At 57.5% G+C, this 13,953-nt stretch carries 10 protein-coding genes; 4 read left to right on the plus strand and 6 right to left on the minus strand.

Annotated features, from left to right (window positions below; genetic code table 11):
- Positions 1 to 156 precede the first annotated feature (156 nt).
- Entirely contained in the window at positions 157 to 1,770 is a 1,614-nt protein-coding gene (gene pckA / locus IEW52_RS05930; RefSeq protein WP_188629150.1) for a phosphoenolpyruvate carboxykinase (ATP), read from the plus strand.
- A gap of 62 nt (positions 1,771 to 1,832) precedes the next feature.
- Here pckA and IEW52_RS05935 read toward each other — a convergent pair whose 3' ends face one another.
- Positions 1,833 to 4,346, minus strand: coding sequence for a sensor domain-containing protein (locus IEW52_RS05935; RefSeq protein ID WP_229667810.1), 2,514 nt, complete (start codon positions 4,344 to 4,346; stop codon positions 1,833 to 1,835).
- An 83-nt stretch (positions 4,347 to 4,429) separates the two neighbouring features.
- On the minus strand, positions 4,430 to 5,353 hold the full coding sequence (locus tag IEW52_RS05940) for a LysR family transcriptional regulator (RefSeq protein WP_188629151.1): 924 nt from the start codon (positions 5,351 to 5,353) through the stop codon (positions 4,430 to 4,432).
- Positions 5,354 to 5,501: 148 nt separating this feature from the next.
- Between IEW52_RS05940 and fdhD the strand changes: the two genes are divergently transcribed.
- The 3 genes from fdhD to sodC all read left to right on the plus strand — a co-directional run bounded on the left by fdhD (position 5,502) and on the right by sodC (position 9,206).
- Positions 5,502 to 6,317 carry a formate dehydrogenase accessory sulfurtransferase FdhD gene (fdhD, locus tag IEW52_RS05945; protein ID WP_188629152.1) on the plus strand — a complete coding sequence of 272 codons (816 nt, stop codon included), beginning with the start codon at positions 5,502 to 5,504 and terminating at the stop codon, positions 6,315 to 6,317.
- Positions 6,301 to 8,601, plus strand: coding sequence for an FdhF/YdeP family oxidoreductase (locus IEW52_RS05950; protein WP_188629153.1), 2,301 nt, complete (start codon positions 6,301 to 6,303; stop codon positions 8,599 to 8,601). The genes fdhD and IEW52_RS05950 overlap by 17 nt, the downstream gene beginning before the upstream one ends.
- Positions 8,602 to 8,672: 71 nt before the next feature.
- A complete protein-coding gene (gene sodC, locus IEW52_RS05955; RefSeq protein ID WP_188629154.1) occupies positions 8,673 to 9,206 on the plus strand; it encodes a superoxide dismutase family protein in 534 nt (177 codons plus the stop codon).
- 78 nt (positions 9,207 to 9,284) lie between these two features.
- On the opposite strand, the gene IEW52_RS05960 is transcribed toward sodC, so the two are convergent.
- The 4 genes from IEW52_RS05960 to IEW52_RS05975 form a co-directional block, all read right to left on the minus strand.
- Positions 9,285 to 9,635, minus strand: coding sequence for a EutQ-related cupin domain-containing protein (locus IEW52_RS05960; protein WP_188629155.1), 351 nt, complete (start codon positions 9,633 to 9,635; stop codon positions 9,285 to 9,287).
- Positions 9,632 to 10,948: an NAD(P)/FAD-dependent oxidoreductase gene (locus IEW52_RS05965; RefSeq protein WP_188629156.1), complete on the minus strand. Its 1,317-nt coding sequence runs from the start codon at positions 10,946 to 10,948 to the stop codon at positions 9,632 to 9,634. Before IEW52_RS05965 ends, IEW52_RS05960 begins: the two co-directional genes overlap by 4 nt.
- 10 nt (positions 10,949 to 10,958) lie before the next feature.
- On the minus strand, positions 10,959 to 12,332 hold the full coding sequence (locus IEW52_RS05970) for an FAD-dependent oxidoreductase (protein ID WP_188629157.1): 1,374 nt from the start codon (positions 12,330 to 12,332) through the stop codon (positions 10,959 to 10,961).
- A gap of 191 nt (positions 12,333 to 12,523) precedes the next feature.
- Positions 12,524 to 13,951: an aldehyde dehydrogenase family protein gene (locus tag IEW52_RS05975; protein ID WP_188629158.1), complete on the minus strand. Its 1,428-nt coding sequence runs from the start codon at positions 13,949 to 13,951 to the stop codon at positions 12,524 to 12,526.
- Positions 13,952 to 13,953 lie beyond the last annotated feature (2 nt).

The following is a 13,953-nucleotide window of genomic DNA, read 5'->3' on the forward strand; positions in this document are numbered from 1 at the left end:
ATTAAGGGGGTTTTGTGCCCCTTTTTTGTTAATTTTCCATGCAATACTCTAAATTTTGACACCGATCCCCTAAATACTACTAAATTCCTGCTAATCTTCCGTCATAAATCATAGTGATAGCTATGCTTAACCAACCCCTCTGTACCAGGAGATAATATGACGTCCAAGGCGCAGCAATTAGGCCTTTCCGATTACGGCATTCACAATGCTAGCGAAATCCTTCATAACCCTTCTTACGAGCTGCTGTTTGCCGAAGAAACCCGAGCCGATTTGACCGGTTATGAAAAAGGGATCGAAACCCGCCTTGGCGCCGTTGCCGTGGACACCGGCATTTTTACCGGCCGCTCTCCAAAAGATAAATACATAGTGCGTGATGACATCACCCGCGACACCGTCTGGTGGGCAGATCAGGGTAAAAACGATAACAAGCCCATGAGCCAGCAAACCTGGACAGAGCTCAAGAGCCTGGTGACCGAGCAGCTATCCGGCAAACGTTTGTTTGTTATCGATACTTTCTGTGGTGCCAATCCCGACACTCGCCTGGCAGTGCGCTTTGTCACCGAAGTGGCCTGGCAGGCACACTTTGTAAAAAACATGTTCATTCGCCCCACCGACGCCGAGCTGACTGATTTTGTACCCGATTTTGTGGTCATGAACGGCGCCAAGTGCACCAACCCCAACTGGAAAGAGCAGGGTCTGAACAGCGAAAACTTCGTGGCCTTCAACCTGACCGAACGGGTACAGCTGATCGGCGGTACCTGGTATGGCGGCGAAATGAAAAAAGGCATGTTCTCCATGATGAACTACCTGTTGCCGTTAAAAGGCATTGCCTCCATGCACTGCTCTGCCAACGTGGGCAAAGAGGGTGATGTGGCGATTTTCTTTGGCCTGAGCGGCACCGGCAAGACTACTTTGTCCACCGATCCGGATCGCGCACTGATTGGTGATGACGAGCACGGCTGGGACGATGACGGCGTGTTCAACTTTGAAGGGGGCTGCTACGCCAAAACCATCAAGTTGAGCAAAGAGAACGAACCGGAGATCTACGCCGCCATTCGTCGCGATGCGCTGCTGGAAAACGTGACCGTACGGTCAGATGGCACCATCGACTTTGATGATGGATCCAAGACCGAGAACACTCGTGTCTCCTACCCCATCTACCACATCGACAACATCGTCAAACCGGTATCAAAAGCCGGTCATGCCAAGAAAGTCATTTTCTTGACCGCCGATGCCTTTGGCGTATTGCCACCGGTGAGCAAGCTGTCTCGCGAGCAGGCCCAGTACCACTTTTTATCGGGCTTTACCGCCAAGCTGGCCGGTACCGAGCGCGGTATTACCGAACCGACGCCCACCTTCTCCAGCTGTTTTGGCGCGGCCTTCCTGAGCCTGCACCCCACCCAGTATGCCGAAGTGCTGGCCAAGCGGATGGATGCCGTAGGCGCCGAAGCCTACCTGGTGAATACCGGCTGGAATGGCACCGGCAAGCGTATCTCCATCAAGGCGACCCGTGCCATTATCAACGCCATTCTCGACGGTTCGATTGAAGATGCCGAGTTTGTAGACTTGCCTTATTTCAATCTGGCGATTCCGACCGACTTGCATGGCGTGGAAGACACCGCCATTCTGGATCCTCGCAACACCTACGCCGACCCGGCAGAGTGGGACGGCAAGGCACAGGATCTGGCCAAACGCTTCGTGGACAATTTCGACAAGTTTACCGATACCGAGCAAGGTAAAGCCCTGGTGGCGGCCGGACCGCAGCTGTAAGCAGACGGTTTAGGACCACCTTAGCAAGGCCATAATAAAACAGCCCCTGTTCCGGGGCTGTTTTACATTAACTGATCTATATTCCACTGCTGCAACCAGCCACCAATCTGCCCTGCGGGTAACGGCTGAGAAATGCCATAGCCCTGCACATATTGGCAGCCAAGCTGCTGCAATCGAGTGCCCTGCTCGACCTGCTCGACCCCTTCTGCCGTCACCCCGATTTTTAATGCCGCCGCCAGCTGAATCACGCTTTCCACCATGCTGACGTCATGGGCATTCGACAACAAATTGCAGATAAAGCTGCGATCTATTTTCAGGGTATCTACCGGTAGCTGATTAAGATGGCTGAGCGACGAATAGCCGGTGCCAAAATTGTCCAATGACACGCATATTCCCAGGCTGCGACATCGTTCCAGCACGGCCACGGTAGAATTGATATCCGCCAGTACGGCACTTTCCTGAAACTCCAGCTCCAGTAAAGCGGGCGGTGCCTGGGGATACAGAGCCAGTAACCGATTCAGCTCCTTGCTGAAATCCGGATGCATCAGCTGACCACTACTGACGTTAAAACTGACCTTGAATGCCAGCCCTTGCTCACTCCATAGGGTCATTTGTTGCAACACTTGCTCAATCACCCACATGCCCAGCTCAAACTCCATTTTGCTGCCCAGAATAATGGGTAAAAAATCCCCCGGCGTTACTATGCCGTATTCAGGGTCCTTCCAGCGCAGCAATGCCTCCAGCCCCACCATCTGGCGGGTAAACAGATCGATAGTAGGCTGGTAGTACAACAAAAACTCTTTTTGGCGAAAGGCATTCATCACTCGCGCCAGCTGCTGCTGCCGGTTTTGTTCCTGCAGGTGCAGGGCGGCATCGAAAAATACATAGGTATTTTTTCCCTGCTTTTTAGCCTGGTACATGGCCTGATCGGCATAGCGCAGCAGTAACTCGGCATCCATACCGTCTTGCGGATACAGTGCCACGCCGATGCTGGCAGAAACGTAAACCTGCTGCCCTTCCAACTCAACCGGTTCGCTGACGATACTCTGTACCCTGTTAAGTATTTCATCGCATTCCAGACTGTTGTGCAGTCCGGTAAACAAGAGCGCAAACTCGTCCCCTCCCAGCCGCGACATGGCGTCGCAACTACGGGTGATCTTTCCCAGGCGGCGACTGACCTCGATTAACAATCGATCTCCGGCCGCATGGCCCAGGTTGTCGTTTACCGCCTTGAAACCATCCAGATCGAGATAGCACACTGCCAGGCGGCCATTGTTACGTTCTGCGGACGAAATCTCGCGCTCCAGCAGCTCACCAAACAGCATACGGTTGGGCACCCCCGTTAATACATCGTGACAAGCCTGATGCCTTAGCTGGGCTTCATGCTCTTTCAGGTAGGTAATATCGGAGAATATGGCAACATGATTAATCACCCTGCCTTCGTCATCTTTAACAACAGAGATTGCCAGCAGCACAGAATAAGCTTCGCCATTTTTGCGCCGACTCGACAGCTCGCCCTGCCAATATCCCTGGGTATTGAGCTCTTGATAGAGTGCGCTGTAAAAATCATCCTCCGTGCTGATATGTTCCAGTAAATCGGGATTGCGGCCCATCACCTCGGCAGATGTATAGCCGGTAATACGTGTAAAGGCCGGATTAATATGCGCGATGCAACGATTGGCATCCGTGATCATGATGGCGTCGTAACTCGACTCGAATACGCTGGCGGCCAGACGCTGCTGATTGGCTGCTTCTTTCTGTTCGCTGATATCGTGTCCCACACACAACATTTCGCCATTGGGCAGCATGATATTGGCCCACAGGGTCGTCAGCCGCTCTCCGGCCCGAGTCATCGGCCGCCATTCTGTAAACTCGGTGCTGTTAGAGTTGTTAAAGGTGGCGATAACGGCGGCCTGTTCGGCGGGATCGGGATAAAAAAGACTGATGGGATTCGGGTGCTGTTTTACCTCTTCAAAACTCCAGCCAAAAATTTGCTCGCACTCATGATTCCAGAGAATACAGCGTCCCTCGGCGTTAAAGGCATTAATCGGAATAGGAACATGATCGAATATGACCTTGAGTCGATTGAGCAACCGCTGCGATGACCCTTCTCGCTTGCGTTGCCGAGCCCTGTGATGGCCGTCATGAAAAAGCAGGGCGCCGTGTACCGCCATGGTGTCAAGCAATCGGCGCTGGGGTGGAAGCAGTGCCGGCGCCAGGGTTGGATACTGAAGCAGCAACAGCCCGGTGAGGCCACCACGGCTTATTGGCACTGCCAGATAGCGATTATCCGGGCAGGCAGCAGCACCGGTAATGGCAGAGTAAAATGCCTTCTGCTGCCAAATGGCTTGATAGTCGGCCAATGACCATCTGGGCAGCAGCGACCACTCTGTTCCTGTTGCCAGCGAAGGGGGCTGTTGATCATGAAAAAAAACATAGCAGGCAGCCTGGGCACCAACACAACTGGCCACTTGTTCACACAACTGATGCCAGTCACTACGGTTCTCGGCAATCATGTCTGCCATGAGATGCAATGAATCATCCTGATTATGTTGCAGTCGCATATCCATGCTCATAGTGGTTACCACTTTTATCCGTTAGCCAGGCAGGCCAGCCTTGTATACTGACTATGCCGTCTCGATTTGAGGGCGATAAATAATCATAGGACAGCTTTGGCGTTTGTGTCGGCGGAGGGAGCCAATGGATGCCAGCATTCTTTGGCCATATCGAAAAACCCCCTGGCCAGCACACTGGCCTGGGCATCGTTACGCATTACCAAAGCGCCAATTCGCGCCATGGCAGGCAATACCAGCGGCCGGGTTTCAACCTCGGGCAGTTCGGTAAACAACACACTTCCTGCAGGGATCAAGGCACAACCCAGGCCCGAGTGTACGGCGCGCATCAAACGATACACAGAATTGGACGCCAGTACCGGCTGCAACCTGATCCCTTGCTGGGCAAACATGGTGTCGAGATAACGACGAAAATACATGCCGGCCTTGGGCAGACACAAAGGCAGGCAGGCCAAATCTGCCGCCGTCGGCGCCGCCGGAATACGCGATTTCCAGCCAGGACCAAAGGCGATCACCACACCCTGCTCGGGCAGCGCCAAACTGTTCAGCCTGGTCAGCACGTCGGGTTCAAAAAAGCCTCCGCCAATGTCCAGGCTGTTATTGTCGAGCCCTTGCAGAATGTCATCGGCGGTCATGTCGTTGATTTCGAAACCCAGGCCCGGATAACGCTGATGCAAGCGAGACAGTATCGGACTCAAATCCATGCAACTAAGCGGCACCAGACCCAAGCGTACCGTTCCGGTGAGACTGCCCTTCATCGTCTCGACTTCCTGCTTGAGGTTGTCGTAATGGCTCAACAGTACCTGGGCCTGAGCCACTACTCGCATCCCTTCCGGAGTCAACCCCTCAAACTGTTTGCCGCGGCGGATCAGCAAGACCCCCAGTTCGGTTTCGAGTTGCTTGAGCCGCATCGACAGTGTGGGCTGGGTAACGTGGCAAGCCAGGGCCGCGCGCCCAAAATGCTGCTCTCGCGCCAGAGCGCAAAGATAATGCAGCTGTTTAATATCCATGAACACCTCGCCTTTCAATCAGCAAACAAGATTACTGAGCATGCTTTTAATAGATAGTATCTATTTAGATATCGATGTTTTCAATTAGATCCCTCAGGGTCGGCTGTCTACACTGACTTTATTCGTTTCATTACCGGGCAAGTCCTGTATGTCATCGTTATGCGAGCCAGAAACACTGCCGGGTTATCACTATGTCACCAGCGCGGCCGGAGAACGTCATGCCCTGGCCAACGAGGTGGCACTGGCCGTGGTGCTCAACGGTATCAGTCATGCGGTGATGATGGTCAGCCCCTGCCAGCTGGATGCCTTTATTACCGGTTTTTTAGTCAGCGAAGGCATCATTCAGCACCCGAGAGACATTCACGATCTGGAGTTTCATCAACGAGGCGACGCGCTGGAAGCCTGTGTGACCTTGAGTAATCAGGCTCATTATCGCTGGCGAGAACACAGCCGCACCCTGGCTGGCCGCACCGGCTGTGGCTTGTGCGGCATCGCCTCGCTTACCCAGGCGTTTCCTGAATTACCCCCCCTGCCCGATACGCCATTGCCCTCGTTAACCGCACTGGCCCGGCTATATCCGCAGCTGCCCCAATGGCAACCGCTGGCACAAACCTGTGGTGCCATGCATGCCGCTTTTTTTGCCGATGCCCAGGGTCAGATTCGCTACGCCTGTGAAGATGTAGGCCGGCACAACGCCCTCGACAAGCTGATTGGCACCCTGCTACAGCACAACATCCCCCCTCATTCTGGTCTGGTGCTGATCAGCAGTCGTTGCAGCATAGAGCTGGTACAAAAAATGGTTCGCGCCCGCTTGCCAACTCTGGTGACCCTGGGCGCGCCCACTCATTTTGCCACCCGTCAGGCTCGGCAATTGGGCCTGAATTTATTGCAGTTACCCCGCCGGCAAGCGCCCCGGGTTTATTCCACTTCATTAGCAGAGTCTGGTCATGACGAAAAAGATTAAACCCTATCAGGGTCCGGCCGGTGGCTGGGGCGCCCTGTCTTCCACCACCCGGTTCGTGTTTGGCAGCAAACAACCGGCGGCCAATATTCGCAACCTGTTACGAGCCAATCAGGTCAAGGGATTTGACTGCCCGGGCTGCGCCTGGGGTGATGAGCAGGGCAAACATTTTTCCTTTTGTGAAAACGGCGCCAAGGCCATCAGTTGGGAAGCCACCACCAAGCGAGTAACGCCGGCCTTTTTCCAGCAGCACTCCCTAAGCCAGTTGCAACGGCAAAGCGATTACTTTCTCGAATATCAGGGTCGAATCGAGCAGCCCATGTATCTGAATCGGGAAACCGATCATTACCAGCCCATCTCCTGGGACGATGCCTTTGCGCTGATCGGCCGCCATTTGCAGGCGCTGGACCATCCGGACCAACTTGAACTCTATACCTCGGGCCGCGCCAGCAACGAGGCCGCCTATCTCTATCAGCTGTTCGGCCGCTCCTTTGGTACCAATAATTTCCCCGATTGCTCCAACCTCTGTCACGAAGCCAGCGGCGTGGCACTGACCCAGGCCATTGGCGTGGGCAAAGGCACCGTCACGCTGCACGACTTTGAACAGGCCGATGCCATCTTCGTTTTTGGCCAGAATCCGGGCACCAACCACCCGCGCATGCTGCACAGCCTGCGCAACGCCGCCCGCAACGGGACTGCCATCGTCAGCTTTAACAACCTCAAAGAAAGAGGGCTGGAGCGCTTTGCCGATCCGCAAAGCCCGCTCGAGATGTTAACGCCCAAAGACTCGCGCATTTCCAGTCATTATTTTTGCCCACGACTGGGCGGCGACATGGCGGTGGTACGTGGCATGGTCAAGCAGTTACTGGCGTGGGACACAGCCGCCCTGGCCGAAGGTGGGGTCGGGCTCTTCGATCGCGACTTTATTGCCACACACACGCAAGGCCTGGAGGATTACCTGAACCAGGTACAGGCAACCTCCTGGACGCAGATCACCGAACAGTCCGGCTTGAGCCAGGAGCAGATCAGCCAGGCCGCACGGGTATATGCCGATGCCAGCAAGGTCATCGTTACCTGGGCCATGGGCATTACCCAGCACAAGCACTCGGTGGCCACCATTCGCGAAATCACCAATCTGCAGCTGCTATGCGGCCAACTGGGCAAACCGGGGGCGGGTTTGTGCCCGGTGCGCGGCCACAGCAATGTACAGGGCAACCGTACCGTGGGCATCAACGAACGACCCAGCGCCGCCTTTCTGGACCAGATGGAGCAACACTTCAAACACCCCATGCCCCGCCAACCCGGGCATAATGCAGTGGCCGCCATACAGGCCCTGCTGGACGGCAACGCCAAGGTGTTTATCGCCCTTGGCGGCAATATTGCCGCTGCGGCACCCGACACTCTGGCCACCGCACGCGCCCTGGCCAACTGCGAGCTGACAGTACAAATCAGTACCAAACTCAACCGCAGCCATATTATGGCGGGTAAACAGGCGCTGATTTTGCCCTGCCTGGGCCGTACCGAGCAGGATATGCAGGCCGGTGTAAGTCAGTTCATTACCGTGGAAGACTCGTTCAGCATGGTGCATGCCTCCGAAGGGGTGGGCAAACCCAACAGCCCACAGCAACGTTCGGAAACCGCCATCGTGGCCGGTATTGCCCACGCCACTCTTGGCTCGCAACCGGTAGACTGGCTGGCACTGTCGCAAGATTACAATCTGATCCGCGACCATATTGCCGCCACCTTGCCCGGCTTCGAGCGCTTTAACGAACGGCTGATGCAGCCCGGCGGCTTTTACCTGGGCAACAGCGCCGCCCGTTATCAATGGCAAACCCCTAACGGCAAAGCCAACTTTGGCGCAGCTCCCCTGCCCGAAAGCCTGATCCCGCAAGCCATTACCGCCAAGGCGCAAGGCTTGTTGTCCACCCTGCAAACCCTGCGCTCCCACGATCAGTACAACACCACCATCTACGGCATGGACGATCGCTATCGCGGCGTTTATGGCCAACGCATGGTGTTGTTTATGCACCCGGATGAAATCAAACGCCGGGGCCTGCAAGAAGGCGATTGGGTAGAGCTGAGTACCGTCTGGCTGGATGATGTAGAGCGCAAGGTGGGCGGTTTCAAGGTCGTGGCTTATGACATTCCGCCAGGAGATGTCGCAGCCTATTACCCGGAAACCAACCCGCTGGTGCCGCTGCACAGTGTAGGCGATGGCAGTGATACGCCTACCTCTAAGTCGATTCCGGTGTTGATCCGCAAACAGCAAGCGGCGCGTATTATTTAACCGCTGCAAGGTCGAATATTATGTGGCTTTGCTCTAGGCTGGTATCACTATCGCGTAAAACAGGAGTCAGCATGAAGCATGCTTTATTAACGACCGCCATGTTAGCAACGGCCATCAGCGGCTCTGCCCTGGCTAACGATGCGAAGATTGCAATTCATAAGGTGGATGAGCAAGGTACGACGGTCGAGCTGGGCACCATCAAGGTGACTGAAACCGACTATGGCCTCTTGTTTGGCCCAGAGTTATCTCAATTGGCACCAGGCATTCATGGCTTTCATATTCATCAGCATCCTGACTGCGGCCCTAAAACCGGCGAGGATGGCAAGGTTGTACCTGCAGGTGCCGCGGGTGGGCATTTTGATCCCGACAACACCGGTAAACATTCAGGTCCTTATGATGCCAAGGGGCATCTCGGCGACTTGCCGGTTCTCTATGTGGATGCAGACGGTCATGCCAACTATCCCGTTCTGGCGCCAAAATTGGAAAAACTCACGCAAATTCAGGGGCGCGCCATCATGATCCATGCCGGTGGCGATAACCACAGTGACAACCCCGCACCTTTGGGCGGCGGCGGCGCCCGCATGGCGTGTGGAGTAATTAAATAATATTGTTTTCATTGCCGTGAGAAGAAAAAAAGCCGGCCCGAGAGGGCCGGCAAAGTAGTGCCTGGAGACGAACTTCTATCATGCCAGTCCGTGTAACTCCTTCCAGTTGCCCGGATGAACCACATAACCGAACAGGGCATGGCCGCCATACACCAGTTCGGTACCTTCGGGAATCCACAGCATCTGGCCGGGACGAACCTCGTGTTTCTTGCCGTTGGCGGTCAGTTCGAAGCAGCCTTCGATCACGAATACCACTTCGTCATACAGCACGGTCCAGGCCACTTCGGCCCCTTCCCAGCGAGCAAAGCCCACCCCTATGCTCGGGGAGACTTCCGGGCTCAGCGCCCGGGCCACATAGGCGGCACCCGGCGGGCCGCCACGAAAGCTGAAATCCAGTTCCTTGCTGTCGATGACTCTTACTTCACTCATAACTCGCTCCGACTGTGCCACTTGGCCAGGGCAATACGACTTCTCACCCCCAGCCCCAGAAAGGGTTCGGGAGGGTTCAGGCTGGGCATGCCGGTCACTTGCTGGATGTCACGCAGCTGAGCGGATTCCGCGCCCACCGCCAGATCGGCCAGCAGGGAGCCGGAAATGGTGCCCCAGGCTGCCCCCACGCCGTTGTCACAGGCACTGGCGTAGACACCATCTTCCAGCTGCCCGAAGAAATTGGTGAAATTACGGGAGATGGCGTAGACCCCGCCCCAGGTATGGGTGAAGGGTACCTCGGCCAGATCCGGATAACGGGCCAGAAACGCCTGCCGATGATCCGCCTGAATACGCTGGCGCATGCCGTCATTGATGCTACCGCCATACCGGGGCACATGCTTGTAGCTGTTGCGGATCAGAATGCGGCGGTCGGCGGTCATGCGCAGCGTGGTACCCGCATGATCCGCCGGGGTCAGACCCCAGTTCAGCTGACCGCCGTAGCGCGCCAGCTCGGCGTCGGTCAGCGGCCGGGTCCAGCTGGCAAAGGTCATCACCGGCAACAGCCGATTTTTAAGGTAGCCGAACTCGCGGGTAAAGATGCTGGTGCCCAGCAGCAGTGTCGGCGCCTGGATCTCGCCTTCGTCGCCCAGCAGACGCCAGTTGCCACCCTCTTGTTGCAGGGAGCGGATCGGCGACTGCTCCAGCAGCTCGACATTGTCCGGCAGGTTTTCCGCCATGCCGCGCACCAGCGCCGCCGGCTGCATCAGATAGCCACCGGGGGTAAAGATGGCACGCCGATAATAGGAGGTGCCCAGCACCGCACTCAGCTCGCCGTGCTCCACCTTGCGGTAAGGCTCGCCCAGGTCTTTCATCAGATGTTCGAAGTGATCGAGAAAGGCCTCACCCCGCTCGCCTACCGCGCCCTGATACTTGCCGACCGCAGACCACTGACAGTCGATGCCATGGCGCTGCACCAGGCCGTCCAGCTGGGCGATGGCGGAGCGGTTCAGCCCCAGCAGTTTCTGCTTGTGGGCCGGATCCGGATGTTCCAGCGCAAACTTGTGCGGCAGGTCGATCACGAAGCCGGAATTACGACCGGAGGCGCCTTCGGCGGCCCGCTGGGCATCCACCAGCAGGATACGCGCCTGTGGATGATGCTCGGCCAGCCGGCGGGCGGCCGCCAGGCCGGCAAAGCCGGCGCCCAGCACCGCATAGTCGGCCTTCTGCACGCCCTTGAGCCGCTTCACCGGCGCGGCCGGTGGCAGGGCCTGATACCAGCCGCAGCTGTAGTCATCTTTGGGTAAGTTAATCATGTTCTGCTCCTCAGGCCGCCTGGCGGTTTGATGTCAGGCGCTCCAGCCACTGGCTGCGCAGTCCCTGTTGTGTGCTGCCCAGCAGGGCAAACCCGGCCAGGGCGCCGGCGGGGTTATAAAAACCCGCCGCCAGTTCCTGGTCACTGCCTTCTACCCGCCATTCGCCTTCGCCGCTGGCCGGCATCACCGACAACGGCAGCGCCGGTGTTTTGACTAGTACCGGTGCCGGCTTGAGCACCGCCGGGGTCAGGGTGCCGAGCAGGCTGTTGACCAGCGCCGGCATGGCCTGGTTGATGGGCGCAATATAGGGCGCCCACTGGCCTTCAACCTCGGCGCAGTCACCCAAGGCAAAAATATGGGGATCCGAGGTTTGATGACAAATATCGACACGGATGCCGCGACCGGTTACCAGCCCGGCCGCCTGAGCCAGACCGGTATTGGGCCGTAGCCCCACGGCGCTCAGCACCAGATCGGTATTCAGCACGCGACCGCTTTGCAGCTGCAGGCGATAGCCTTCGCCCTCGGTGTCGATTCGGGTGATGCTGTCCTGCAGGGCCCAGTCGGTGCCCAGCTCGGTCAGCGCCTGCTGCAACGCCTGTCCCAGCGGTTGCGGGATCAGTCGCTCCATCGGCCACTGGCCCAGGCCCACCACGGTCACCGCCACCCCCTGCGCCGCCAGATCGTTGGCAAACTCGCAGCCGATCAGGCCATCGCCCAAAATGGTGACGTGCCGCTTGCCCGTCAGTTGCTGGCGGAAACGGCGATAATCAGCCAGATCGTTGACGCTGAGCATGGTGCTCTGCTCGCCTTCCACCGGAATTACTATGGGTGAGGCGCCGGTAGCCAGCACCAGACGGCCATAGGGGTAAATGCCGATATTGGTATGCAGCTGCCTGTTGTCACGGTCGATACGCTCGACCCGGGTATGAGGATAAACCCGCACCCCGAGCCGTTGCTCCCACGCCAACGCCGGCTCGCTGACCAGGCTGTCGCCATCCTTGCCCAGCGCCAGGGCGTTGGACAGGGCGGGCTTGCTGTACAGGGCGCCGTCGTCGGCAGTAAACAGGGTAATGGGCAGGTTCGGTGACTGGGCACGCAACGCCGCCGCCAGCTGATAACCGCCGTGACCGGTACCGATAATGACCACCGGCTCGAGTGCCGCGTCGGTCAGCGGGGTGCTGAGTTCGGCCACCACCGCCAGCGGAGCCGGCTCTTCGTCGGTGATCTCGAGCATCTCGAAATCGGCCTTGCCGACCAGGCAGTCGGGGCAAAGCCAGTCATCCGGTACGTCTTCCCAAGCAGTGCCCGGGGCGATGCCGTCACTGGGCCAGCCTTTGGCCTCGTCGTAAATCAATCCGCAGATGATACATAACCACTTTTTCATCTTGTTTCTCCCCACTACCCTGTTTACTGCTAAATAGCGGTTGTTACACCGCACTCGATTGGACAGAGGTCAGGTTGCGATAAGCAAACCCTCCGCGTCAGGGACGACGCGGCGGAGCCCCCATGGATGGGTCTATGGCGTCTGCGTTCGTTGCTGACCTCTGGCGTGCGATGAAGCCCGCTATTTATTACTTAACCCTGACTCAGACGAATGCCGATATTACGGGTCTGAACATAGCTGTAGATGGCTTCCTGTCCCTTCTCGCGACCAAAGCCCGACAGACCTACGCCGCCAAATGGCGTTTCGATGCCACCGGCAAACCATTCGTTGATAAACACCTGACCACCGCGCAAGCGGTTGGCAATGCGCAGAGTCTGGCTCAGGCCTTCACCGAAGATTCCGGCCACCAGGCCAAAGTCGGTGCCGTTTGCCAGGGACACGGCGTCGTCTTCGCTGTCAAAGGGCATGATCACCAGCACGGGACCAAACACCTCTTCCCGGGCTATGGTCATCTCGGGGGTCGCCTCGATCACGGTCGGCGCCACAAAGTAGCCGGACAAGTCCGGTGCCACGCCGCCGGCAAGAATATTGGCGCCTTCGGCACGGGCCTGCTCGATCATGGCCAGCACCCGCTGTTGCTGATCCTGAGACACCACCGGCGTCAGATCCGGGTTGGCTTCGCCCCGCCCTATGGTCAAGCCTTCGGCCAACGCAACTACGGCGGCTTTCACTTCTTCATAACGGTCGCGCTGCACCAGCAATCGCGACATGGCCGAGCACACCTGACCGGCATTGAAGAAAATGCCGACCTTCACGCTGGCCAGCAGGGTATCCAGATTGGCATCCTTAAGCGCGATGGCGGCGGACTTGCCGCCCAACTCCATCACCGATGGCGTAGCTCGATCGGCTGCATCCTTGAGAATTCGCTGGCCGGTGGGCACCGAGCCGGTGAACACTATCTGATTGGTGTGCTGATGCTTGACCAGGTGGCTACCCACTTCTGAGCCCTTGCCGCACAACAGGTTGACCGCCCCTTTGGGGAAGCCGGCTTGCTCGATGGCCTTGATAAGCAGCGTCATGGCCAGCGGAGAAATTTCCGGCGACTTGATCACCACCGCATTGCCGGCCGCCAACGCCGGAGCCAGCGAACGGGCACAAATAGACACCGGAAAGTTCCAGGGCACGATTTGCACCGAGACGCCAAAGGGCACGTACTGGGTGAAATCCATGTAATCCTTGCCCAGCGGCACCGAGATGCCTTCAATCTTGTCGGCCATGCCGGCGTAGTATTCGAAATAACGGGCCGCTTCCAGAAACTCGTCCCGGGCATCGTTCAGGCTCTTGCCGTTTTCGCGACACGCCACCAAGGCGCCTTCGTCGGCGATGGCACGAATGGCATCGGCCGCCTTCAGCATCCAGCGGGTGCGCTGGGCAGGGCGTACGTCACTCAATTCTCCGCTGTCGGCACAGCGGCGGGCAGCGGTCATGGCCAGATCCGCATCCTCTATGCTCGCCTGGGCAATGGTGGAGTAAGGTTCACCAGTGCTCGGATTCATCACAGTGAGCTGGCGGGACGCATCTCGCCACTGGCCATCGATATAGTTGAGATAATGCTGCATTA

This window comes from Oceanisphaera marina, from assembly GCF_014643915.1.
Taxonomy (GTDB): domain Bacteria; phylum Pseudomonadota; class Gammaproteobacteria; order Enterobacterales; family Aeromonadaceae; genus Oceanimonas; species Oceanimonas marina.